Origin of the sequence: Klebsiella sp. K47 (genome assembly GCF_051858335.1) — a bacterium.
Taxonomy (GTDB): domain Bacteria; phylum Pseudomonadota; class Gammaproteobacteria; order Enterobacterales; family Enterobacteriaceae; genus Klebsiella; species Klebsiella pneumoniae.
This window is the reverse complement of sequence record NZ_JBPYUI010000001.1, coordinates 1-24,012: the sequence shown is the minus strand read 5'-3', so window position 1 is coordinate 24,012 and position 24,012 is coordinate 1. Positions and strand designations below refer to the sequence as shown.

General features: G+C 57.7%; 25 protein-coding genes. 18 read left to right on the top strand and 7 right to left on the bottom strand.

Features of this window, described 5'->3' with window-relative positions:
- The first annotated feature begins 43 nt into the window (after positions 1 to 43).
- Positions 44 to 1,348 (top strand): NAD(P)/FAD-dependent oxidoreductase, encoded by a 1,305-nt coding sequence (locus tag RRF55_RS00125; protein ID WP_002900778.1) that lies wholly within the window; start codon positions 44 to 46, stop codon positions 1,346 to 1,348.
- Between the two features lie 194 nt (positions 1,349 to 1,542).
- Positions 1,543 to 2,082 carry a glycine zipper 2TM domain-containing protein gene (locus RRF55_RS00120; protein WP_002900781.1) on the top strand — a complete coding sequence of 180 codons (540 nt, stop codon included), beginning with the start codon at positions 1,543 to 1,545 and terminating at the stop codon, positions 2,080 to 2,082.
- Between the two features lie 57 nt (positions 2,083 to 2,139).
- Here RRF55_RS00120 and RRF55_RS00115 read toward each other — a convergent pair whose 3' ends face one another.
- Entirely contained in the window at positions 2,140 to 4,329 is a 2,190-nt protein-coding gene (locus RRF55_RS00115) for a TonB-dependent siderophore receptor (protein ID WP_004150817.1), read from the bottom strand.
- Between the two features lie 68 nt (positions 4,330 to 4,397).
- Between RRF55_RS00115 and RRF55_RS00110 the strand changes: the two genes are divergently transcribed.
- Positions 4,398 to 4,520 carry a hypothetical protein gene (locus RRF55_RS00110; RefSeq protein WP_048975850.1) on the top strand — a complete coding sequence of 41 codons (123 nt, stop codon included), beginning with the start codon at positions 4,398 to 4,400 and terminating at the stop codon, positions 4,518 to 4,520.
- 52 nt (positions 4,521 to 4,572) lie between these two features.
- On the opposite strand, the gene RRF55_RS00105 is transcribed toward RRF55_RS00110, so the two are convergent.
- Together RRF55_RS00105 and RRF55_RS00100 are read right to left on the bottom strand one after the other, a co-directional pair.
- Positions 4,573 to 5,208, bottom strand: a complete 636-nt coding sequence (locus RRF55_RS00105) for a TetR/AcrR family transcriptional regulator (protein ID WP_004140640.1) — start codon at positions 5,206 to 5,208, stop codon at positions 4,573 to 4,575.
- Positions 5,205 to 5,360, bottom strand: coding sequence for a hypothetical protein (locus tag RRF55_RS00100; RefSeq protein WP_004147941.1), 156 nt, complete (start codon positions 5,358 to 5,360; stop codon positions 5,205 to 5,207). The genes RRF55_RS00105 and RRF55_RS00100 overlap by 4 nt, the downstream gene beginning before the upstream one ends.
- A 97-nt stretch (positions 5,361 to 5,457) precedes the next feature.
- Between RRF55_RS00100 and bhsA the strand changes: the two genes are divergently transcribed.
- On the top strand, positions 5,458 to 5,715 hold the full coding sequence (gene bhsA / locus RRF55_RS00095; protein ID WP_048975848.1) for a multiple stress resistance protein BhsA: 258 nt from the start codon (positions 5,458 to 5,460) through the stop codon (positions 5,713 to 5,715).
- 128 nt (positions 5,716 to 5,843) lie between these two features.
- Here bhsA and ldtC read toward each other — a convergent pair whose 3' ends face one another.
- Both ldtC and mfd read right to left on the bottom strand, forming a co-directional pair.
- A complete protein-coding gene (gene ldtC, locus RRF55_RS00090) occupies positions 5,844 to 6,803 on the bottom strand; it encodes a L,D-transpeptidase LdtC (RefSeq protein WP_002900790.1) in 960 nt (319 codons plus the stop codon).
- A 163-nt stretch (positions 6,804 to 6,966) separates the two neighbouring features.
- Positions 6,967 to 10,413 (bottom strand): transcription-repair coupling factor, encoded by a 3,447-nt coding sequence (gene mfd, locus RRF55_RS00085; protein WP_020802685.1) that lies wholly within the window; start codon positions 10,411 to 10,413, stop codon positions 6,967 to 6,969.
- 39 nt (positions 10,414 to 10,452) lie between these two features.
- Here mfd and RRF55_RS00080 point away from each other — a divergent pair, with 39 nt between their 5' ends.
- The 7 genes from RRF55_RS00080 to RRF55_RS00050 all read left to right on the top strand — a co-directional run bounded on the left by RRF55_RS00080 (position 10,453) and on the right by RRF55_RS00050 (position 16,095).
- The gene (locus tag RRF55_RS00080; RefSeq protein ID WP_004140630.1) at positions 10,453 to 10,584 is read left to right on the top strand and encodes a hypothetical protein; all 132 of its coding nucleotides are present in this window, start codon (positions 10,453 to 10,455) and stop codon (positions 10,582 to 10,584) included.
- A gap of 133 nt (positions 10,585 to 10,717) precedes the next feature.
- The gene (lolC, locus tag RRF55_RS00075; protein ID WP_002900795.1) at positions 10,718 to 11,917 is read left to right on the top strand and encodes a lipoprotein-releasing ABC transporter permease subunit LolC; all 1,200 of its coding nucleotides are present in this window, start codon (positions 10,718 to 10,720) and stop codon (positions 11,915 to 11,917) included.
- Positions 11,910 to 12,611, top strand: a complete 702-nt coding sequence (lolD, locus tag RRF55_RS00070; protein WP_032414777.1) for a lipoprotein-releasing ABC transporter ATP-binding protein LolD — start codon at positions 11,910 to 11,912, stop codon at positions 12,609 to 12,611. Before lolC ends, lolD begins: the two co-directional genes overlap by 8 nt.
- Positions 12,611 to 13,855 (top strand): lipoprotein-releasing ABC transporter permease subunit LolE, encoded by a 1,245-nt coding sequence (gene lolE / locus RRF55_RS00065; protein WP_130974872.1) that lies wholly within the window; start codon positions 12,611 to 12,613, stop codon positions 13,853 to 13,855. Before lolD ends, lolE begins: the two co-directional genes overlap by 1 nt.
- Positions 13,856 to 13,903: 48 nt before the next feature.
- Positions 13,904 to 14,815 (top strand): N-acetylglucosamine kinase, encoded by a 912-nt coding sequence (nagK, locus tag RRF55_RS00060; protein ID WP_004150816.1) that lies wholly within the window; start codon positions 13,904 to 13,906, stop codon positions 14,813 to 14,815.
- Between the two features lie 14 nt (positions 14,816 to 14,829).
- The gene (cobB, locus tag RRF55_RS00055) at positions 14,830 to 15,660 is read left to right on the top strand and encodes a Sir2 family NAD+-dependent deacetylase (RefSeq protein ID WP_004176563.1); all 831 of its coding nucleotides are present in this window, start codon (positions 14,830 to 14,832) and stop codon (positions 15,658 to 15,660) included.
- Between the two features lie 90 nt (positions 15,661 to 15,750).
- Positions 15,751 to 16,095 (top strand): hypothetical protein, encoded by a 345-nt coding sequence (locus RRF55_RS00050; protein WP_004183647.1) that lies wholly within the window; start codon positions 15,751 to 15,753, stop codon positions 16,093 to 16,095.
- A 24-nt stretch (positions 16,096 to 16,119) separates the two neighbouring features.
- On the opposite strand, the gene RRF55_RS00045 is transcribed toward RRF55_RS00050, so the two are convergent.
- Positions 16,120 to 17,082 (bottom strand): sugar-binding transcriptional regulator, encoded by a 963-nt coding sequence (locus tag RRF55_RS00045; protein WP_004140612.1) that lies wholly within the window; start codon positions 17,080 to 17,082, stop codon positions 16,120 to 16,122.
- 35 nt (positions 17,083 to 17,117) lie between these two features.
- Positions 17,118 to 17,912 (bottom strand): triose-phosphate isomerase, encoded by a 795-nt coding sequence (locus tag RRF55_RS00040; protein ID WP_004211823.1) that lies wholly within the window; start codon positions 17,910 to 17,912, stop codon positions 17,118 to 17,120.
- A gap of 242 nt (positions 17,913 to 18,154) precedes the next feature.
- Here RRF55_RS00040 and pdxA point away from each other — a divergent pair, with 242 nt between their 5' ends.
- The 7 genes from pdxA to RRF55_RS00005 form a co-directional block, all read left to right on the top strand.
- Positions 18,155 to 19,162 (top strand): 4-hydroxythreonine-4-phosphate dehydrogenase PdxA, encoded by a 1,008-nt coding sequence (gene pdxA / locus RRF55_RS00035; RefSeq protein WP_032415653.1) that lies wholly within the window; start codon positions 18,155 to 18,157, stop codon positions 19,160 to 19,162.
- Between the two features lie 35 nt (positions 19,163 to 19,197).
- Positions 19,198 to 20,916 (top strand): four-carbon acid sugar kinase family protein, encoded by a 1,719-nt coding sequence (locus tag RRF55_RS00030; RefSeq protein ID WP_023286236.1) that lies wholly within the window; start codon positions 19,198 to 19,200, stop codon positions 20,914 to 20,916.
- A gap of 92 nt (positions 20,917 to 21,008) precedes the next feature.
- A complete protein-coding gene (locus RRF55_RS00025; RefSeq protein ID WP_087830751.1) occupies positions 21,009 to 22,028 on the top strand; it encodes a 2-keto-3-deoxygluconate permease in 1,020 nt (339 codons plus the stop codon).
- A gap of 1 nt (position 22,029) precedes the next feature.
- Positions 22,030 to 22,404, top strand: coding sequence for a PTS glucitol/sorbitol transporter subunit IIA (locus RRF55_RS00020; protein WP_004140600.1), 375 nt, complete (start codon positions 22,030 to 22,032; stop codon positions 22,402 to 22,404).
- A gap of 28 nt (positions 22,405 to 22,432) precedes the next feature.
- Complete coding sequence (gene rpiB / locus RRF55_RS00015; protein WP_004140598.1) at positions 22,433 to 22,891, top strand: ribose 5-phosphate isomerase B; 459 nt, start codon at positions 22,433 to 22,435, stop codon at positions 22,889 to 22,891.
- Positions 22,892 to 22,921: 30 nt separating this feature from the next.
- Positions 22,922 to 23,872: a transaldolase gene (gene tal, locus RRF55_RS00010; RefSeq protein WP_032414779.1), complete on the top strand. Its 951-nt coding sequence runs from the start codon at positions 22,922 to 22,924 to the stop codon at positions 23,870 to 23,872.
- 19 nt (positions 23,873 to 23,891) lie between these two features.
- On the top strand, positions 23,892 to 24,012 hold a 121-nt coding region (locus tag RRF55_RS00005), incomplete at its 3' end, for a hypothetical protein (protein ID WP_139836042.1).

Below are 24,012 nucleotides of genomic sequence, written 5' to 3'. Positions count from 1 at the left end.
ATAACTTTTATTTAACAATTGGTTAATAATTTTAGGGGTACACATGACTACGCCATTGAAAAAAATCGTAATTGTGGGTGGCGGCGCTGGCGGACTGGAACTGGCAACTCAGCTGGGGAGAAAGTTAGGGCGCCATAAGAAAGCGAAAATCACCCTGGTGGACCGTAACCACAGCCATCTGTGGAAGCCGCTGCTGCACGAAGTGGCCACCGGTTCTCTGGATGAAGGCGTTGATGCGCTGAGCTATCTGGCCCATGCCCGCAACCACGGTTTCCAGTTCCAGCTGGGCTCGGTGGTTGATATCAACCGCGAAGGGAAAACCATCACCCTCGGCGAGCTGCGCAATGAAAAAGGCGAGCTGCTGGTGGCTGAGCGTAAACTGCCGTACGACACGCTGGTCATGGCGTTGGGCAGTACCTCGAATGACTTTAATACCCCTGGCGTAAAAGAGAACTGCATTTTCCTCGACAACCCGCACCAGGCGCGTCGCTTCCATCAGGAAATGCTCAACCTGTTCCTTAAATACTCTGCTAACCTCGGCGCTAACGGTAAAGTAAATATCGCCATCGTCGGCGGCGGCGCCACCGGCGTGGAGCTCTCCGCTGAGTTGCACAATGCGGTGAAACAGCTGCACAGCTACGGCTACAAAGGGCTGACCAACGAAGCGCTGAACGTCACGCTGGTCGAGGCGGGTGAGCGCATTCTGCCTGCGCTGCCGCCGCGCATTTCCGGGGCAGCGCATAATGAGCTGACTAAGCTGGGCGTACGGGTTCTGACGCAGACCATGGTCACCAGCGCGGATGCGGGCGGCCTGCACACTAAAGATGGCGAATATATTGAGGCGGATCTAATGGTCTGGGCGGCGGGGATCAAAGCGCCAGATTTCATGAAAGAGATCGGCGGCCTCGAAACCAACCGTATCAATCAGCTGGTGGTCGAGCCGACGCTGCAGACTACCCGCGATGCGGATATTTTCGCCATCGGCGACTGCGCCTCCTGCGCCCGTCCGGAAGGCGGCTTTGTGCCTCCGCGGGCCCAGGCGGCGCACCAGATGGCTACCTGCGCGCTGAACAACATCCTGGCGCAGATGAAAGGCAAACCGCTGAAGGCATACACCTATAAAGACCATGGCTCGCTGGTGTCGCTGTCAAATTACTCCACCGTCGGCAGCCTGATGGGTAACCTGATGCGCGGTTCGATGATGGTGGAAGGGCGCATTGCGCGCTTCGTGTACATCTCCCTGTACCGTATGCACCAGATTGCTCTGCATGGTTACTTCAAGACCGGCCTGATGATGCTGGTCGGGCGCATCAACCGCATCATTCGCCCGCGCCTGAAGCTGCACTAATCGCTGTCGCGACCCGGAGGCGCGCTCTGAGGGCGCCTCCGGGCTCTTCTGCTGAAACCGCAGAGATCCCGCTCGGAATCCTCTGAATCCCTTTGATTTGCAGCGAATTCTCGCACTTTTCATCCGCTATCTGATTTGCGCCCTCCCGGCTCCGGTTGCAAAATTGTATCAACAGCAACAAAGGAGGAACTCCCGTGAATAAATCTATGTTGGCGGGTATAGGGATAGGCGTGGCTGCCGCGCTGGGCGTTGCAGCTGTCGCTGGTCTCAACGTGTTGGATCGCGGCCCGCAGTATGCGCAAGTGGTCTCCAGTACACCGATTAAAGAAACCGTGAAAACGCCGCGTCAGGAATGCCGCAATGTCACGGTGACTCATCGTCGTCCGGTACAGGATGAAAACCGCATCGCCGGTTCGGTGCTGGGCGCGGTGGCGGGCGGGGTGATTGGCCACCAGTTTGGCGGCGGTCACGGACGCAGCGTGGCGACGGTTGTAGGTGCGCTGGGCGGCGGCTATGCAGGCAACCAGATCCAGGGCGCGATGCAGGACAACGATACCTACACCACCACCCAGCAGCGCTGCAAAACGGTGTATGACAAATCCGATAAAATGCTCGGCTACGATGTGACCTATAAGATAGGCGATCAGCAGGGGAAAATCCGCATGGATCACGATCCCGGCAGCCAGATCCCGCTGGACAACAACGGCCAGCTGGTCCTGAACAACAAAATCTAAAAACAGATTTGTGTAGTGATTAGCCCCTCAATCGCTCAGGCTGAGGGGCTTTTTTTATCAGAAGGTTAAGGCATAGTTCAGACCAAAGGTGCGGCCACGACCTTTGTACTCATACAGCGATGAACTGCCGTAGGTTGGGCTGTAGAGCAGCGGCGCGCGCTGGCCCCAGATAGTGACATAGTCTTCGTTAAGCAGGTTTTCGATACTGAAGGTCAGTTTCCCCACCGGCAGCGCGTAACTACCGATAAAATCGACGGTGTTATAGCCTTCCAGCTTGTTACCGGCGGCATCGCTGAGGTCAAATACCTGCTGACTCTGCACGCGCAGGCTCCACGGATCCGGCGCCCAGCCCACCCAGGCGGTGGCTTTAGACGGCGAGGCGAGGGTGACGTCCCATTTTTGCCAGCGGCCGTCGGTCTGCACCTGGGATTTCAGCACGTTGAAGTTACCGCCGACGCTCCAGTCGCTATCCGGAATAAAGTAGTCGACCGCCCCCTCAACGCCGTAAATACGCCGTTTGTCGGACTGAACGTCGATGGTCATGTCGGTGCGGTTGACGACAATGGTCTTATCCGAGGTCGAATAGTACGCCGCCAGCTGGGTGCGCAGGTTATCGCCAGTGTAGCGCCAGCCCAGCTCGTACGAGTTAACTTTGATCCCCTGCAGCGGCGAGTCATCGACGTTGACGCTGGAGATCAGCGGCAGATGACCATTCACCGCAGCGCCATATTTACCGATGCCATAGTATTTACCAGGGTCTGGTAGCTCGACGCCCTGCGAGAAGTTAAACCAGGTTTGTTGACGCTCGGTCAGGTGGGCCACAATCCCGGCGTTAAACAGGAAATTGTCATAATCGGTTTTGCCGCCTTTGATGGCGTCGGCGGAGCGCGCTTTGCCGTTGGCGATATCCTGCTGCTGGGCGTAGCCGACAAAGTCGTCGACCCGGTTTTCGGTCCACTGGTAGCGTACCCCGCCGCTGACGGTAAAGATATCGTTCAGATCGTAGCTGGACTGCAGGAATGGCGCGACATTGGAAATACTGTATCCCGGGTAGCGACCGGTAGTGTAGATCGATTCGTTGTGCAACCCGCCGGAGGCCATCGATTGGGGCAGATCGAAGAACATCTGGTTGGCATTAAAGGTCTCATGATCGGCGTCGAGACCCCAGGTGAGATCCCACCCCGCCAGCGGTTGACTGTTGAGGGTCAGCTTGGCCCCATACTGATCGGTATCCTGCTGCGACGAGGAGAAGCTACTGACCTGACCTTTCGTGAGCGTCGGGAACGGATAGAAGGTGAGGGACTCATCGCGATAGTACACCTGGCTCACCAGATTCTGGCCGAAAAAGTCGGCATCGGAGTACTGGAGGCTGATCAGATGGCGTTCGGTGCCGGGGATACGGTCGGAATTGAGCCCGTCGGTGGTATACGCTTTGCCGCCGCTGGTGACCGCGGACATGTTCTTCCCGAGCCACAGACCGTAGTCATCATCGCCCTGGCTTTTATAATACTGGGTGACCAGCTGCAGCTGGCGGTTATCATCGATCTCAATCGTCCCCGTCCCCATCACGTCGAGGCGGTCAGAGTGCTGGAGCCCCGTTTGGGTATTATCGAGGATCAGCGCATCGTTATTGCCGTCGTACCAGCCGCCGAAACGCTGATAGGCTACCGACAAGCGGCCGGATGCGTGGTCTGTTCCGCCGCTGACGGCCGCCGCGACGCGCTCATCATGATCGTTGCTGTTCGCAAAACCGCTCTTGCTGCCCACCTCAAGATCGACCTGACGATCCTGCTGCCCCTTTTTGGTAACGATGTTGATAAGCCCGCCGGTACTGCCCCCGCCGTACAGCGAGGTCGCTCCGGAGATCACTTCGATATGTTCGATGTTGAATGGATCGATGGCGTCGAGCTGGCGGCTGTCGGTGCGTGAGGAGTTGAGCCGGACGCCGTCAATCAGCACGACGATCGCGCGCCCGCGCATGTTCATCCCATAGTTGGTCCGCCCCTGGCTGCTGACGTCGATGCCGGGGATCAGCTGCGCCAGCACGTCTTTGAACTCTTTCCCGCCCTGGACCTGCTGCTCAATCTCCTGGCCCTCAATGACCCAGGTGGTTTGGGCCATTTCGGCCACGGTGCGATGGGTGCGGTTTGCGCTAACGATGATGCTGTCTTCATCAGACTGAGCCGCCAGCGCAGGCAGCGTGCTGGCCAGCAGCAGAGGGTGGAGCACCCAGAGGCGCTTTTTCATATCCATTCCTTTTATGAGCAAGTTGCTTTGTCGTTGTTATGGGCCGGCGTCGGCCGGTATTCGTTACAATGCGAAACATCTGGAAAAACGCAAAAAAGGATTTTGCACATAATGAATATCGCAATCAATATCATTTGCGTTTATCTTGCGCGAGAAAAGGTAATAAAAATCAATCTATTTTGTGGGGATAAAGCCAACAGGAGAGCGGATCCGGCGGCAGAATACCGCCGGAAGCAGGGCGCATCAGGACTCGAGGACCTGCGGCCAGAGACGGAGAGTGGTGTCGGTGATTTGCATCAGCTTGTCGAAATCCGCGCCTTCCCGGGCGCTAATCGACATCCCCTGCAGAACGCAGTTAAGAAATTGCGCCAGCTGCGCGACATCGCGGCCCGCGGGCAGTTCGCCCTGCGCCTGCCGCTGCTGCAGAAACTGGGTTAGCGCCTGCTCCTGCATCGCATGGCGGGATTTGATGGTATTGGCGATATCCGTCGAGGAGGCGGCCAGCGCGGCGGAGGTATTGATGATAAAGCAGCCGGCCGGCGTCTCTTTGCTGGTAAAGCAGGTGGCGACCGCCGTGAAGTAGTCACGCAACGCGCGATCGACGGATTTTCCCTCGGCAAACAGCACGGCTTCGTGCTTCGCGGCAAAGCGCGAAATGTAACGATCCAACACTGCGCGGAATAGGCCTTCTTTATTCACAAATTCCGCATACAGGGTGGGGGCTTTTGCTCCTGTCGCCTCGACCAGATCGGCGAGCGAGGTCGCCTCATAGCCGTGCTGCCAGAAGAGTGTCATGGCTTTGTCCAGCGCCGCATCCCTGTCGAACACCTTCGGTCGGCCACGGCTTTTTTTGGCGCAACTTTGAACGTCAGTTGTCATGGTGCCGTTGTACCTATGTTGGTTTGGTGAAAGGCCATTATAAAAATAAACGATCGCCGGGGCCAGCGCTGTCGGTTTAAAAATAAATAATTCATATATGTATGAAATTTAAGCATTTTATAAATAGTTAAACGATCGTTATAAAAATGCATTGACGTGTGACATAGATCACATTATTATTTACCTATCGATCGTTAAGTTAATGCTTGCGACCCTACTATAAAATTCATCTGCACAGGTATAATAATCATGAAAACCGTTAATACTCTGGCTTTTGCCGCCGTTTTAAGTTCCCTTTCTTTCGCCAGCTTTGCCGCTGTAGAGGTGCAGTCCACCCCTACAGGACAGCATAAAGTAGGCACCATCTCTGCTTCTGCCGGGACTAACCTGGGCTCGCTGGAAGACCAGCTGGCGCAGAAAGCGGATGAGATGGGCGCCACTTCATATCGTATTACTTCGGTAACCGGTCCGAATACCCTTCACGGTACCGCCGTTATCTACAAGTAAGCCCGATGCGTCGCTGCCCGGCCCCCTTCACCGGACGGCGATGAGTAAGACCCTGTTGTACCCCTGTTTGACCCTTGCCAACAAAAAACCCGCCATCAGGCGGGTTTTTTGTTTTATGCAGCGTAAGACTACAGCGACTGCGGTCCAGGCTCAGCATGACGGGTGACGTCAATCGGCATGCCCGAGCGGTAATTCATCGCGCGCTCCATCACCGTCCCGTCGGTCTGCGGCGCCTGTTTGAACGCAGTCATGGCCGCATTAAGCGTAATGGGCAGGGTCTGCGGGTCGTCATCAATATGCTCAGACAGCGGCTGATGGACCTCAACCAGACGGCGGCCATCCGGCTCAACCGACGCCTTGATCGGCGTGTTGATAATGTTCACCTTCGTGCCCGGCGAGATAGTGTTGTACAGCGCCTTGATATCGTTATCGCGCAGACGAATGCAGCCGGAACTGACGCGCATACCGATGCCGAAATCGGCATTGGTGCCGTGCAGGAGATAGACTCCGCCATAGGCGGCGAGGCGGATGGCATGATGGCCCATCGGATTGTCAGGACCAGCAGGCACTACCGCCGGCAGCTCAATCCCCATAGCCTTGTAGCGCGCGCGAATGTTGGCGGTAGGTGTCCAGGTCGGATTGGCCCGTTTGTCGGACACGGTTGTGACCATCGTCGGTGTGATGGTGGTCCCACCCAGCTGGCCGATGCCGATTGGGTAGACGGTCACTTCATTCTTGCCCGGCGGGTAATAGTAGAGGCGCAGTTCGGCGAGGTTAATCACCAGCCCTTCGCGCGGCGCATCGGGCAGCAGCGTCTGCAGGGGGATGGTCAGTACGCTGCCGGCGCGCGGAACGTAGGGGTCAACCCCGGGATTGGCCTGCAGCAGGGCCAGGAAGCCGACATTGTACTTCTTGGCAATCGCTTCCAGCGAACCGCCGTCATCCTGTACCACATGAAACTGATTCTGACCCACCAGCCGGCTGCCCGGCGGGGGAAGGGGCCAGGTGTTAGCGCGCGCGGGCAGGGCCAGCGCGGCGACTAACGCGACTAGCGTCAGCCAAAGCGTCACGGGGAAACGGTTTCTCATTACCATAACTCCAAAATATGTAAGTGGTTATTTTTATACGAAAAGCAGATGAGATTATGGCGTGAGTCTGTGTGGGGAAATCCAGGCGGATTGCAAAATGTTTGTAAAGATTGCCAGATATGTGGGAAGGGAGATACGGCAGCGGGGCCGTATCTCCTGCCAGTCAGGCGACGGCGTTCTCTTCCAGTTGGCGCATAAACTGGCGAACCCAGTCCATCCGCGTTTTACGCTCTTCCAGGTCCTGCATGAATTTCAGGCGCGTCGGCCCGTCCAGGCGGAAGTGCTGGGGCTGCTTCTGCAGCAGGCCGATCAACCACACCGGATTGACGTTGTTTTTCTCGTTAAATTCGATCACGCCGCCTTTTTCGTTGCTTTCCAGTTTGCGGATCCCCAGTTTCTGCGCCTGCTGACGCAGACGGGCGATATCCAGCAGGTTGCGGGCGGCATCGGGCAGGCGGCCAAAACGATCGATCAGCTCGACTTTGATCTCCTCCAGATCCTGTTCGTTTTTGGCGCTGGCAATGCGCTTATAGAATGACAGGCGCGTATTAACGTCAGGGATGAAATCATCAGGCAGCAGGGAAGGCATGCGCAGTTCAACCTCCGTCTGCTGACTGGTGAGATCTTCCAGCGAGGGTTCACGCCCGGCTTTCAGCGCATCGACTGCGTTCTCCAGCAGCTCCATATACAGGGAGAAACCGATGGTTTCCATCTGACCGCTCTGATCTTCCCCAAGCAGTTCCCCGGCCCCGCGAATCTCCAGATCGTGGGTTGCCAGCGCAAAGCCGGCGCCGAGATCTTCCAGCGACGCAATGGCCTCGAGGCGCTTTTGCGCATCGGTGGTCATCGCTTTCGGATGCGGCGTCAGCAGCCAGGCATAGGCCTGGTGATGCGAACGGCCAACGCGGCCGCGCAGCTGGTGCAGCTGGGCGAGGCCAAAATGGTCGGCGCGTTCGATGATGATGGTGTTGGCGGTGGGAATGTCGATCCCGGTTTCGATGATGGTGGTGCACACCAGCACATTGAAGCGTTGGTGATGGAAGTCATTCATCACCCGCTCCAGTTCGCGCTCCCTCATCTGACCGTGACCGATGGCGATCCGCGCCTCCGGCACCAGCTCCGCCAGCTTGTCGGCGGCTTTCTGGATGTTCTCAACGTCATTAAACAGATAGTAGACCTGGCCGCCGCGCAGCGTTTCGCGCAGGATCGCCTCGCGCACCACCAGGGCGTCATATTCGCGAACGAAGGTCTTCACCGCCAGGCGGCGCGCCGGCGGCGTGGCGATGATCGACAGATCGCGCATCCCGCTCATCGCCATGTTCAGCGTCCGCGGGATCGGCGTGGCGGTGAGGGTCAGGATATCGACATCGGCGCGCATCGCTTTGATGCGCTCTTTATGCCGCACGCCAAACCGGTGCTCTTCGTCGACGATCAGCAGCCCGAGATCGCGCAGCTTCACCTCGCTCTGCAGCAGCTTGTGGGTGCCGATCAAGATATCGATTTTGCCTTCCGCGGCCTGCTCGAGGATCTGCGCCTGCTCTTTAGCGCTGCGGAAGCGGGAGAGCATTTCGATGCGTACCGGCCAGTTGGCGAAACGATCGCGGAAATTGTCATAGTGCTGCTGAGCCAGCAGGGTGGTCGGCACCAGCACCGCCACCTGCTTGTGGTTCTCCACGGCGAGGAAGGCGGCGCGCATGGCCACTTCGGTCTTGCCGAAGCCCACATCGCCGCACACCAGGCGGTCCATGGCCAGCGGCTGGCACATATCGCTGAGGACGGCGTTGATCGCCTGCGCCTGATCCGGCGTGGTTTCAAATGGGAAACCGTCGCAGAACAGCTGATACTGTTCGCGGTCGTGTTTAAAGGCAAAACCCGCCTTCGCCGCGCGCTGGGCGTAGATATCCAGCAGCTCGGCCGCCACGTCGCGTACTTTCTCAGCCGCTTTTTGTCGCGCCCGGGTCCAGGCATCGCCGCCCAGCTTGTGCAGGGGGGCGTTTTCTTCCGCCCCGCCGGCGTAGCGGCTGATAAGATGCAGGGACGATACCGGAACGTATAGCTTGGCATCGTTGGCGTAGGTCAGCATCAGATATTCGCCGGTGATGCCGCCGGCTTCCAGGGTAGTCATGCCCGCGTAGCGGCCCACGCCGTGTTCCAGGTGAACGACCGGCTGGCCGATATGCAGTTCGGCGAGGTTGCGAATCAGAGTGTCAGGGTTAATGGTGCGTCGCGAATCCTGACGACGGCGCGCCACCCGCTCGCCGAGCAGGTCGCTCTCGCAAATCAGCGCCAGGCCGCGCTGGCTGTCGATAAACCCGTGCTCGGCGGCGCCAATCATCAGATAGCGGCCGTTGCCGGTGGCTTCCTCCAGACGCAGCACATGTTTTGGCGCAACTTTAATCCGCGCCAGCATTTCGCTCAGCGCTTCACGGCGGCCTTCGCTTTCCACCGAGAAGATCACCGGACCGGTAAAGGACTCGAGGAAGCGGCGCAGATTATCCAGCGGCGCTTTGTTCTGCGCCTGGACGGCGAGGTCCGGCAGCGTCTGGTAGCCCAGATTAGTATTCGCCGCTTTGTCCGCCAGACGTTCGGTTTTCAGCTGCACGCGCGGCCATTTTTTCAGTTCGCTGAATAGCTCATCGCTGCGCAGCCACAGCAGCTCAGGCGGCAGGAGCGGGCGCATCGGGTCGACGCCGCGGTTTTCAAAGCGGGCGCGGGCTTCATTCTGGAATCGCTCCGCGCTGGCCTCGAGATCGCCGGTGTTGACGATCAGCGTGCTGGCCGGGAAATAGCTGAATAACGGCGGCAGCGGCTCGCTGAAGAACAGCGGTTGCCAGTATTCGATACCGGCAGGTAGCGTCCCTTTACTGACCTGCTGATAGATGTGTTCGGCATCGCGCTTCACCTCAAAGCGGTCGCGCCACTGGCTGCGGAACAGCTCAATAGCGGTCTGGTCAGTGGGGAACTCGTGCGCCGGCAGCAGGTTAATGGCCGCCACTTCCTCCAGCGTGCGCTGGCTGTCAACGTCGAACAGGCGCAGGCTGTCGATTTCATCGTCAAAGAAATCAAGGCGGTAGGGCTGATCGCTACCCATCGGGAACAGGTCGAGCAGCGCGCCGCGGGTAGCATATTCGCCGTGCTCCATCACCTGATCGACATGGCGGTAGCCGGCCCCCTCCAGCTGATCGCGCAGCGCATCGCGCGACAGGCGCTGGCCCTTTTTCATCACCAGCGCGTGGCCGTGAAGGAAGCTGTGCGGACAGACGCGCTGCATCAGGGTGCTGACCGGGACGATCAGTACGCCGCGCTGCATGGTGGGTAACTGGTAAAGGGTGGCAAGACGGGAGGAGATGATGTCCTGATGTGGCGAGAAGCTGTCGTAAGGGAGCGTTTCCCAGTCCGCCAGCCCCATCACCATGCTGTCGGTAAACTGCCTGATCTCGTCGTTCAGACGCAGCGCGTTTTGCATGTCAGGCGCCACCAGCACCACCGGGCCGTTGTGGCGTTCGGCCATCTCCGCCACCAGGGTGGCGCAGGCTGCGCCGGTCAACTCGCCAAGCTGGCGCTGATCGCCGGCTTTGACCGGCAATGAGTATCGATATTGTTCAGGCATAGACGGTTTCATGATCTCTTAGGGATTCGCTCTGCCGATATGGAGGGCAACTCGCTGATATTCAATAGTGAGATTATCCGCGATTGGTCTGGATTCGCCAACCCGAATTGCCATCGCGTATTGGGTGAAGAAAGGTCAGCGCTGTCGATAAGCGTAAAGATAAATAAGTAAGTACTTATCTATCCGTTTGTATTTACTTGGTTTTTAGGGTTATTGCTAATAAAGTCGTCATGTATCAGTCGTTTACGCTGCCCCTAATCGCTTATATACTCGGGCATCGGCTATCAGCAACCAGATGGATGACATGTACCAACCTGCCGCACTCTTTATCGGCCTACGCTATATGCGCGGGCGCGCAGCCGACCGCTTCGGTCGTTTCGTCTCCTGGCTCTCAACTATCGGTATTACGCTTGGCGTAATGGCGCTGGTGACAGTCCTGTCGGTGATGAACGGCTTTGAACGCGAGCTGCAAAACAACATCCTGGGGCTGATGCCACAGGCCATTCTTAGCGCCAAACAGGGGTCGGTGAACCCTCAGCAACTGCCGGAGCGCGAAGCGAAACTTAATGGGGTAACCCGCGTAGCGCCGATCACCACCGGCGACGTGGTGCTGCAGAGCGCACGCAGCGTGGCGGTGGGGGTTATGCTGGGCATTGATCCGGCGCAGAACGATCCCCTGACTCCATACCTGGTGAACGTCAAACAGAGCGATCTGCAGGCGGGCAAATATAACGTTATTCTCGGCGAGCAGCTGGCGGGCCAGCTGGGGGTTAATCGCGGCGATAAAATTCGCGTGATGGTTCCTTCCGCGAGTCAGTTTACGCCGATGGGCCGCGTGCCGAGCCAGCGTCTGTTCACGGTCATCGGCACCTTCGCCGCCAACAGCGAAGTCGATGGCTATCAGATGCTGACCAACATCGACGACGCCTCCCGTCTGATGCGCTATCCGCTGGGGAATATCACCGGCTGGCGCCTGTGGCTGGATCAACCGCTGCAGGTCGACACCCTGAGTCAGCAGACGCTGCCGCCGGGAACTCAGTGGCAGGACTGGCGCGAGCGCAAGGGCGAACTGTTCCAGGCGGTGCGCATGGAGAAAAATATGATGGGCCTGCTGCTGAGCCTGATCGTCGCCGTCGCGGCCTTCAACATTATTACCTCGCTGGGGATGATGGTGATGGAGAAGCAGGGCGAAGTGGCGATCCTCCAGACCCAGGGGCTGACGCCGCGGCAGATTATGGCCGTCTTTATGGTGCAGGGGGCCAGCGCCGGGATCGTCGGCGCGCTGCTGGGAGCGGTGCTTGGCGCCCTGTTGGCCAGCCAGCTGAATAATTTAATGCCGATCATCGGCGCCTTCCTTGACGGCGCGGCGCTGCCGGTGGCGATTGAGCCGCTGCAGGTCATTGTTATCGCCCTGGTGGCGATGGTGCTGGCCCTGTTGTCTACGTTGTACCCTTCCTGGCGCGCTGCCGCCACCCAACCCGCTGAGGCTTTACGTTATGAATAAGATCCTGCTGCAATGCGACAACCTGTGCAAACGCTATCAGGAAGGCAATGTGCAAACCGATGTCCTGCACAATGTCAGCTTCAGCATTGGTGAAGGCGAGATGATGGCTATCGTCGGCACCTCCGGCTCTGGCAAAAGTACGCTGCTGCATCTGCTCGGCGGCCTGGATACGCCCACCTCTGGCGACGTGATTTTCTCCGGTGAGCCGATGAGCAAGCTATCCACCGCCGCGCGCGCCGACCTGCGTAACCGCGAGCTGGGCTTTATCTATCAGTTCCACCATCTGCTGCCGGACTTTAGCGCACTGGAAAACGTGGCGATGCCGCTGCTGATTGGCAAAAAGAAGCCGGCGGATATTGAACGCCAGGCGAAAGCGATGCTGCAGGCGGTCGGGCTTGAACACCGCAGCCATCACCGTCCGTCGGAGCTCTCCGGCGGCGAGCGCCAGCGGGTGGCGATTGCCCGCGCGCTGGTGAATAAACCGCGGCTGGTGCTGGCGGACGAGCCAACCGGTAACCTCGACGCTCGCAACGCCGACAGCATCTTCCAGCTGCTGGGCGAACTGAACGTCGCGCAGCGCACCGCGTTTCTGGTGGTGACCCACGACCTGCAGTTGGCGAAGCGCATGAGCCGCCAGCTGGAGATGCGCGATGGCCGTCTGACCGCCGACCTGACCCTGATGGGGGCCGAGTAATGGCGTCTCCGTTATCGTTACTGATTGCATTGCGTTTCAGCCGCGGCCGGCGGCGCGGCGGCATGGTGTCGCTGATCTCGGTGATCTCCACCATCGGCATTGCGCTGGGGGTGGCGGTGCTGATCGTCGGCCTCAGCGCGATGAACGGCTTTGAGCGCGAGCTGAATAACCGCGTGCTGGCGGTGGTACCGCATGGCGAGATCGAACCCGTGAATCAGCCGTGGAATAACTGGCAGGAAGCGCTGGCGAAGGTGCAGAAGGTGAAGGGGATTGTCGCGGTAGCGCCCTATATTAACTTCACCGGTCTGGTGGAGAGCGGCAGCAATATGCGCGCCATCCAGGTGAAAGGCGTCGACCCGCAGCAGGAGAGCCAGCTCAGCGCGCTGCCTACCTTTGTGCAGAATAACGCGTGGGCCGGATTCAAGGCTGGCGAACAGCAGGTGATTCTGGGTAAAGGAGTCGCCGATGCCCTGCACGTGAAGCAGGGGGACTGGGTGTCGATCATGATCCCTAATGCCGACGCCGACCATCAGCTGCTGCAGCCAAAACGCGTCAGGCTGCATGTGGCCGGAATTTTACAGCTGAGCGGCCAGCTCGATCATAGTTTTGCCATGATCCCGATGCAGGATGCGCAGCAGTATCTGGAGATGGGCAGCAGCGTGACCGGCATCGCCATCAAGGTCACCGACGTTTTCCATGCTAACAAGCTGGTACGCGACGCCGGCGAGGTGACCAATAGCTACGTCTACATCAAGAGCTGGATCGGCACCTATGGCTATATGTATCGCGACATCCAGATGATCCGCGCCATTATGTACCTGGCGATGGTGCTGGTGATCGGCGTGGCCTGCTTTAACATCGTCTCGACGCTGGTGATGGCGGTCAAAGACAAAAGCGGCGATATTGCGGTGCTGCGCACGCTTGGCGCAAAAGACGGCTTAATTCGCGCGATTTTCGTGTGGTATGGTTTATTAGCCGGATCGGTAGGCAGCCTGTTTGGGGTGGTGATCGGCGTGATCTGCGCGTTGAACCTGACGTCGATCATCAACGGCATCGAATACCTGATTGGGCATAAATTCCTCTCCGGCGACATCTATTTTATTGACTTCCTGCCGTCAGAATTGCACTGGCTGGACGTCTTTTATGTGCTGGTGACAGCACTGTTGCTGAGTTTGCTGGCCAGCTGGTATCCCGCCCGCCGCGCCAGCCGCATCGACCCGGCGAGGGTGCTGAGTGGCCAGTAATTTATCGTCATCGTCGGCCTGGCTGACGACAAAAGAGGAATTGCTGAAATGTATTATGGATTTGACATTGGCGGCAGCAAGATAGCGCTGGGCGTATTTAATCAGGAGCGGCGACTGCAGTGGGAAAAACGCGTCGCCACGCCGAAAAGTAGTTATGAGGATTTTCTCCAGGCGGTAGAGGCGCTGGTCCGCGAGGCCGATGATCGCTTCGACCAGCAGGGTTCGGTCGGGATCGGTATTCCGGGAATGCCGGAAACGGCGGACGGCACGCTGTATGCCGCTAACGTGCCAGCCGCCAGCGGCCGGCCGCTGCGCGCTGACCTCAGCGCGCGGTTGGGGCGCGAGGTGCGTCTCGATAATGACGCCAACTGTTTCGCGCTGTCGGAAGCGTGGGACGATGAGTTTACGCAATACCCGCTGGTGATGGGATTGATCCTCGGCACCGGCGTGGGCGGCGGCCTGGTGTTGAACGGTAAATCGATTACCGGACATAGCTATATCACCGGCGAGTTCGGTCATATTCGCCTGCCGGTGGATGCCCTGGAGGTGGTTGGGCGCGATTTTCCGCTGCTGCGCTGCGGCTGCGGCCAGCTGGGCTGTATTGAAAATTATCTCTCCGGTCGCGGTTTCGCCTGGCTGTACGAACATTTTTATCAGCAACCGCTCTCCTCGCCGGAGATTGTGGCGCAGTGGCAGCAGCACGATCCGCGCGCGCAGGCGCACGTTGAGCGCTATCTCGATCTGCTGGCGGTGTGTCTGGGGAATATACTGACCATTGTCGACCCGGATTTGCTGGTGCTCGGCGGTGGATTATCTAACTTTACGGCCCTTAGCGAAGGGCTGGCGCAACGATTGCCGCGCCATCTTCTGCCGGTCGCCAGGGTTCCGCGCATTGAGCGCGCGCGCCACGGCGATGCCGGGGGAATGCGCGGTGCGGCCTTCCTTCACCTGACCCATTAATCACAGAGGTAGCTATGCAGTCGCGCCGTTTACATCGATTGAGCCGTTTTCGTCGCAATAAACGTCGGTTGCGTGACCGTCTGCGTCAGCGGATTTTCTTTAGGGAGGACAGGATGAAGCCTGAAGCGATGGCAAAACCGAGAGTGGTGGTGTTAACCGGCGCGGGCATCTCGGCAGAGTCGGGGATCAAAACCTTCCGCGCGGCCGATGGCCTGTGGGAAGAGCATCGGGTGGAAGATGTGGCGACGCCGGAAGGCTTCGCCCGCGATCCGGCGCTGGTGCAGGCGTTCTACAACGCCCGTCGTCGTCAGCTGCAGAGTCCGGAAATCGCGCCGAACGCGGCGCATCTGGCGCTGGCGCGTCTGGAGGATCTGCTGGGCGACCATTTTCTGCTGGTCACCCAGAATATTGATAATCTGCACGAGCGCGCCGGCAACCGCCGGGTGATCCATATGCACGGCGAGCTGCTAAAGGTGCGCTGTTCGTGGAGCGGCCAGGTGCTGGAGTGGACCGGCGACGTCACCGCCGAGGACAAGTGCCACTGCTGCCAGTTCCCGGCGGCGCTGCGCCCGCACGTGGTCTGGTTTGGCGAAATGCCGCTGGGGATGGATGAGATCTACAGCGCGCTGGCCGACGCAGATATTTTTATCGCCATCGGCACCTCCGGCCATGTCTATCCGGCGGCTGGCTTTGTGCACGAGGCGCGACTGCACGGCGCCCATACCGTTGAACTGAACCTGGAGCCCAGCCAGGTGGGCAGCGAGTTTGCCGAGAAGCACTACGGGCTGGCAAGCGAAGTGGTACCCGCCTTTATCGATAAGCTGCTGCAGGAAAACGCGCTGTAAACTGAAGCCGCCTGCCGGTAGCCAGGGCGCAGCCCACGGCCGCCGGCAGCGCTGCTGACAAGGATGTCACGTCATGACAGGAGTCAGACCATGCATAATCCGCTGGTTATCGAAGCGATCATGTTGATCGCGGCCATTATCGTTGGCGTCTGGAGCCAGCGCGCTTTACCGCTACACGCCGATAGCCGACCGATCCTCTTCCTGCTATGTCTGTTCCTCGGCACTGGCAGCGCATTGTGCCTGCTGCTGGATATCTTAGCCCTGCTGTTGACCGGTCAGGTCGCGACGGGCGGTGTGCGAATATACGGCCCGTTGCTGCTGCTGGTGGTGCTGTGGAAACCTCTCAACTGGGTTGTCGGCATCATTGAAGATTTTGTGCAGCGGCGAGCCGAAAAAGGGAAGGGCAAAGGCCAGCGCGACGGCGGTCAACGCTGATCCGCCGCCTGCGCCGTGGCTTATTTATAGCGCCTTTTGCATATTAATGACCGAACGGGCGTTCGAGGCGCTGGTAGCCAGCACATCGATAACCCCGGTGCGTAATGCCCCCAGGATCGCCGTCGCTTTCGTACTTTCGGAGGCGATAGCGATGACGCAGGGAATGGCCCGCAGCTGTTCGAGACTTAAGCCAATGACCCGGTCATTCATCACCGTATCGACGGGTTTGCCCTGAATATTGAAAAAGCTGTACCCCGCCAGATCGCCCACCACCCCCTGTTCCTGACGCGCGGTGGCAATTTCCTGCGGCGTAAACCAGCCGAGCTGCACCATAAAGCTGTTTTCATTCATATCGCCGAGGCCGATGATCGCCACGTCAGCTTTGCTGGCCTGTTCGAGCGTGGCCTTAATCAGGCGGTTTTGCATAAAGGCCGCGCGCAGCTCCGGGGTTTCCACATAGGCCGGGGCGTAAAGCGTTTCGCTGAAGCCGTTAAATTTGCGCGCCAGATTCCGGCTGATGTGGTCGGCGTCAATCAGCTGATTGTCACGCTTGGTTCCGCCGATGCCGCAGATAAAGCGGCAGTGGCGCTCAGGAAACACGCCAACGTGATTCGCCACCGCGGCCACATTGCGCCCCTGACCAACGGTGACCGTCATATCGTTTTTTAACACCCCGGCAAGGTAGTTACTGACCAGGGCCGCCACCTGCTGGCGCTGTTCATCTTCATCATGGTGATCCAGGGCAATTAGCGCGCGCTTAATGCCAAAGTGCGAAATAAACTGCTGCTCAATCTGGGAGCTGAAGACCGGATGGTATTTGACGCTGATCTCAACAATCCCTTCCTGGCGCGCTTTTTTCAGCAGGCGCCCGACTTTGATACGCGAAATGCCGAATCGTTTGGCGATCTCTTCCTGCGTTTGTTCCTGATCGTAATAAGCCACCGCAATTTCAGTGAGCAGGGCGTAATCTGAGTCTTGTTCAATCATGGCCTGGAATTTCCATCTCTGGTGTCCCTTTTATATTACTGCGCCTGCAAAATAAATTCCTGTGTAACGCGTTGAACAATGTCGCAATAGCCTTGCGCGTCCCAGGCCGCGCGGCCGATAAACAACCCATTGATCTCCTGCTGGCGCAGCAATTCCACCGCGTTTTGCAGCGTTACGCTGCCGCCATAGAGCAGCGGGATACGGGTTCCCGTCTCGTGACCAAACCGCTCGCAAAGCGCCTGACGTAGCGCCTGATGAATGACACCCGCCTCCTGCGGTGAGGCGGGCGTACCATGTTCGCCAATGGCCCACACCGGTTCATACGCAATCAGGGTCCGCAGCGCCTGCTGGTGGCTCAGGCCATACAGGGCGATCTTCATCTGCCGCACCACGCTTTCACGCGACACCTGCCAGCGTTTCTCCTCGGCGCTATCGCCAATACAGATCAGCGGGCGCAGGCCATGACCTAAGGCGCTATGCACTTTTCGATTAATCGCGGCATCGCTTTCATTAAAGGCGGCGCGTCGTTCTGAATGTCCCAGCTCAACAAGTGTGGCGCCGGTTTCTGCCAACATGGCCGCCGAGATTTCCCCGGTCCAGGCGCCCTGATCCGCTTCATGCATATTCTGCGCGCCGGTCAGAAGCGGTAACTGATGCGTTTGCAGAAAATGGCTGACGGGTTGGATCGCGGTGAAGGGGGGAATGACGAAGGGCTGAATAGCAGGGTGACAGCCCTCCGGCATCCGCGCTGCCAGCGTTTCGCACCAGGCCATGGCCTGGGACAGCGGCTTGTTCATTTTCCAGCTGGTTCCTAACCATATCGGGGTCATCATTGCTTCTCCTCTTAATAAAATCAAATGCTTGCCAGAAACGGGGCCATACCCTGTATCGAGGTTGAACTTTTTATCACTGTATGAACATATGTTAGATCACATTTTTCGATGAAAAAAATCTATGAATTTTTTTATGTGATCTTCATCACTCATGGCGGCTCATTCATCAGGTAATGTTTTGAGCATATGATTTAGTATTGAACATATGAACAATCAACTGAAAAAATGAGAGGCGCATGATGTCAGCAGAGAAAAAACCCGTTGTGGCGATTACCATTGGCGATCCGGCAGGGATCGGCCCGGAGATCACCGTGGCCACCATGATGGACAAAAGCGTGTATGACGAGTGCAAACCGTTCCTGATCGGCTCGGTACCGATTATCAGCCGGGCGATGAAAATCATGGGCTGCGATTTTGCTATCCATAAAATTGCCCATCCGCAGGAGGCCCGTTTTAGCTGGGGGACGTTGGATGTTCTGGAAACTGGCGACTACGATTGCGACAGTATCGAATGGGGCAAGGTGCAGAAACTGGCGGGGCAAATGTCGCTGGACTATGTGATGAAGTCGATCGAGCTGGGCAAAGCGGGGCTGATCGACGTGGTCTCTACTGCACCAATTCATAAGGAAGCCATCAAGCTGGCAGGATGTAAGCTGCCGGGCCATACCGAAATCTATCAGGTGGAAACCCAATCTGATTACGGTCTGACCATGTTCCACGTCCACAACCTGCGCGTCTTCTTCGTGAGCCGTCATATGGCGCTAAAAGCAGCCTGTGACTATGCCAACAAAGCGCGAGTGCTGGCCTGCGTTCAGCAGATCCACCATGAATTTACCGCCCTGAACATCAAAAATCCGCGCATTGCCGTGGCCGCCCTGAACCCGCATGGTTCCGACAATGGTCTGTTTGGTCACGAAGAGGCTGACAATCTGATCCCGGCGTTGAAAGCGGCCCAGGAGATGGGGATCAACGCTATCGGGCCGGTTCCGGCCGATTCCGTGTTCCATCTCGGCAAACAGGGGCGCTACGACGCCATTCTCTCGCTGTATCACGATCAGGGGCATATTGCCTGCAAAACCCTCGACTTTGAACGTTCGATCACCATTACCTTCGGCCTGCCGTTTATGCGCAGCTCCGTCGACCATGGGACGGCGTTTGATATCGCCGGTACCGGTAAGGCGGGTACCGTCAGTATGCTGGAGTCGACGCTGGTGGCGGCCCGTTACTGGAAAATGAAGCATCAATAATCGCTGAGGTTCATGCGAATCACGAGGACAGAGAAATGGAAAAACATCTGTTGATTAGCAAGGGCTGTAAGGGCTGGGGCGGGCCGCTGACTATCACGCCAGGTCAGGGGAAAAAGATTGCGTACATCACCGGGGGGATCCGTCCCCCGGTCGTCGACCGCCTGAGCGAACTGACCGGCTGGCCTTCCATTGATGTATTCAAGAATGGCGAACCGCCGGCGGAAGAGATTGGTTTAATGGTCATCGACTGCGGCGGCACGTTGCGCTGTGGACTCTATCCGAAGCGGGGAATTCCCACCATTAACCTGCATCCCACCGGTAAAAGCGGCCCGCTGGCGGAATTTATACACGAAGGGATCTACGTCTCCGGCGTGACGCCAGCCTGCATTGAGATGGTCTGGCCGCAAGGGGAAGGCGGAAAGCTTGGGATCGTGGCTGACGATCTGACCGGGGCAACTACCGTCGGGGTGCTGCTGGCGCGCAGTGGTTTAAAAACCGCCGCGTTTTTCGATACCGAATCCTTCGCCCGCAATGAGGTAGAGTATCCGGCGATGGTGGTCAGCAGCGACAGCCGCCCATTGCCGAAAGCGGAGGCCCAGCACAAAGTGAGCGCTGCGGTGAAACAGCTGCAGGCTCGCGGCGCGCATTACTTCACCAAGCGGATTGATACCACGCTGCGCGGCGGCATCGGATTTGAAATCGACGCCATGCTGGAACAACTGCCGCAGGAGACGGTGGCGGTTGTGGTGCCGGCGATGCCGCAGTCACGGCGTATTCTCGTCGGCGGTTACTCGGTGATTGATTCGGTAGCCCTGTCGCGGACCGATGTGGCTCGCGATGTACGTACCCCGGTCACCGAGTCGTGGGTGCCGGGACTGTTGGCGGCGCAGACCCATCATCAGGTCGGGCATATCGCGCTGACATCGGTGATGAAAGGCGAAGGGCAAATCCAGCAGGATTTACAGGAACAACAACAGCGCGGCGTGCGGGTGATAGTGGTCGATGCGATAACCGTCGACGATGTCGATGCCATCGCCGGGGCGGTAGTGGCCCTGAACTGGAACGTGCTGGCCGTCGATCCGGGGCCCTTTACCGAACGGCTGGCGGTTCGTCGCGGCCTGATGCGCGAAGCGCGGAGCAGCGCGCCCGCGAGCCTGACAGCGGACGGCCAGCGCGGCTCGATTTTGATCGTTGCCGGCAGCGCAACGCCAGTAACCAAAAAACAGCTCCAGTATTTGATCGCTAATGATGCCCGGGTCTGCCATATCCCGGTGGATGCCGAGCTGTTGGTTGACCGAAAAAACGCCGCTGAGATTGAAGTCAATCGCGTGGTGCAGCATGCCCGACAGTGCGTTCCGGCGCAGCACAACGCGCTCTTTGTTTTTGAGTCCGCCTTGACCGGACGGTTGCTAAACCTTCAGGAAGAGGAGCAGCGATTTGGTCTGGCCTACGGTGAGGCTGCGCAAAATATTAACCACGGATTGGGCAGTATTGTGCGTGAGGTGCTTAACTGTGCGTCGGGTGAAATTAAAGGATTGTATATGACCGGTGGTGACACCATGGTCAATGTACTAAAAGAGCTGGGCGCCACCGGAATAGAAATGATTGACTATGTCATCCCGCAAACCGATATGGTGCGGATCATTGGCGGCGATTATGCCGGCTTAATTTGCGTCGGGAAAGGAGGGCTAACCGGACCGGAAGATATTATTAGCATCATTGTTGACCGAATTTATCAGGAAGCACAGCAATAACCCAGTAATCTAATAACTAATAAACGACGTAATGGTCGTCAGGGTAGTATTGCGTCGTTATCTCTGTTAAATCTTAATTTAAGAGTTACCCTATGAATATTAATATACTTGAAAAAATGAATAAGATGCCCGGTGGGTTAATTATTATTCCACTGCTGGTGGCTATATTAATTAATACTTTCGCGCCCCAGGTGCTCAGCATTGGCGGCCCGACCACCGCCTTATTTAAAGTCGGTTCCAGCGCCATGATGGGCATATTTTTGCTCATTTGCGGAACCTCGATCAATATCCGTCAGGCCGGGTTGCCGCTCTATAAAGGCGCCGTGCTGCTGTTTCTCAAATGTCTGGCCGGGGCACTGGCGGTATGGGTTGCGGGAACGTTGTTTGGCCCGAGCGGTTTTCTCGGAATATCGACCCTGGCGCTGATTGCCTGCCTGACCAGCTCGAACAGCTCCCTCTATATCGCATTGTGCAGCAACTATGGCGATGCCAGTGATGCCGGGGCGATCTCCGTATTCTGCATCAAGGATGGTCCGTTTGTTACCATGATGGTGCTGGGCGTCAGCGGCCTGGCCAATATTCCCTTCGCCGCGCTGCTGTCGATGCTGATCCCACTGCTGATTGGCATGCTGTGGGGCAATCTGGACGAACGCTTTAAACAGTTATGCGCTGCGGCGCAGCCGCTGGTGATCATTATTATGTCGTTCGCCATCGGCGCCAACTCCAGTATCAATACGGTGTTCACCGCCGGGCTGTCCGGGATCCTGTTGGGGATTATCTCCGCGCTAACCGGGATTGTGTTCTACTTTATCTACAACCTGTTTTTGAAGAAGAAAAGCGCGCTGGGCGCCGCGCTGGGAACCACCGCCGCCAGCTCGGCGCTGACGCCGGCGATGGTTGCCCAGGCGGATCATTCGCTGGCGATGTACGTGGATGCCGCTACCGCGCAGCTGGCGACGGCGAGCATTATCACCATGATCACCGCGCCGATACTGGTCGCCTGGTTTGATAAACGGCTGAAAAAGCGTGCGCCAGCCGCTGAACCGCTGAAAGAGGTGAAAAGTGAAGAGAGCGTGACATTATCTTCCCCTGCCGCCAAAGGACACAAATAGTATGAGCGTGCCGTTGTATTCATTACGGATTACCGCCGTCGGGGAATATGTTGAGTACTCTCTGCGGGAGCTGCGGCTTATTTTATTCTCCGATGCCGTTCCCGACGATATTGCGAGTTATTGCGCTGTACACCAGGCCAGCGAACTGACCGCCGAGTTATCGCCTGGTCAGCAAATGAAATTAAATGATAAAAATTATCGGGTGACCGCGGTAGGCCGTGTGGCAACGGCAAATTTACGACAGCTTGGCCATATCACGCTAAATTTTGATGGCGCAGATATCGCTGAATTACCCGGGACGGTACACCTTTACGGCGAACCACCACAAATTATTCAGCCTGGCGACCAAATTTCGTTTTACCCGAATTGTCATTAAGACGTACTGTTAAATTAAGGAAATAACCATGAAAACAATCGCTATTGGTGCGGATGATGCCGCCTATGCTTTTCGCGATGCCATCGTCGCTTATTTGAATGGGTTGGGAATTAACGTCGCGGATTACAGCAGCGATAAACGCCAGGGGAGTACCGTTTATCCGGATGTTGCCCATGCGGTGGCGATGTCGATTAAACAGGGCGAACACGAGCGTGGGATCCTGATCTGCGGTACCGGCATTGGGATGAGTATTGTGGCCAATAAAGTCCCCGGGGTCCGCGCCGCACAGTGTCACGATACCTTCTCCGCCGAGCGAGCGCGTAAAAGTAACAACGCGCAGATTATTACCCTTGGCGCGCGGGTGATTGGCGCTGAGCTGGGCAAAAAAATTATTCAGGCGTGGCTTGAGTCCGAATATGAGGGCGGCGGATCCGCGCCCAAAGTGGAACGTATTGATTATTACGAACACCAGCATGCCAGAGATTAATCTCCGCAGTCGTAAGATAAGGAACAGATGATGAGCCAGTTAGACGAACTGAAAAAATACACCACGGTTGTTGCTGATACCGGCGATATTGAATCGATTAAAAAGTTTGCACCCCAGGATGCGACCACCAACCCCTCGCTGGTGCTGAAGGCCGCGCAGCTGCCGCAGTATCAGCCGCTGATTGCCGATGCGATTGGCAAGGCACGCCGCCAGGGAGGCAGCGCAGAAACGCAATTGATTAACGCCTGCGATCAGGTGGCAGTGGATATCGGCAGCGAGGTGCTGCGCCATGTGCCCGGGCGTATCTCCACCGAAGTGGATGCTCGCTTTGCCTGGGATCGCGGGATGTGCGTCGCGAAGGCGCGCAAGCTCATCCAGTTATATGAAAAAAATGGCATTGGTCCCGAGCGGATTCTAATTAAACTCGCCGCCACCTGGGAGGGCATTCGCGCTGCCGAAGAGTTGGAGCAGAGCGGTATAAACTGCAACCTGACGCTGCTGTTCTCTTTCGCTCAGGCCCGGGCGTGCGCCGAAGCGGGCGTCTTTCTCATCTCGCCCTTTGTGGGCCGCATCTACGACTGGTATCAGAAGCACCAGCCGCAGTCAGCCTATCAGGTGGACAGCGATCCGGGCGTGGTCTCTGTGCGCCAGATTTATCAGTATTACAAATCCCATGGCTATGACACGGTGGTAATGGGCGCTAGCTTCCGTCGTATTGAGCAGATCCAGGCGCTGGCGGGCTGCGATCGCCTGACTATCTCTCCGGCACTGCTGGACGAGCTGGCGGCCAGTGACGGAGTGTTGACCCGCCAGTTGACCCCCGGCTGCGTGACGGAAACCCGTCCCAGCCCGATGACGCAGGCGGAGTTCCTCTGGCAGCATCATCAGGATCCCATGGCAGTGGAAAAACTAGCGGAAGGGATCCGACTGTTTGCTGTCGATCAGGTGAAACTGGAACAACAGATTCAGCAGATGCTGTAAGCCGCAGGGATAAAGACTGATGAAGACGACAAAAACCATTCGCTGCCAATGCGCCAACGCGCTGCGCGCCCTGAGCATGGACGCGGTACAGAAAGCCAAATCCGGCCACCCGGGGGCCCCGATGGGTATGGCTGACATTG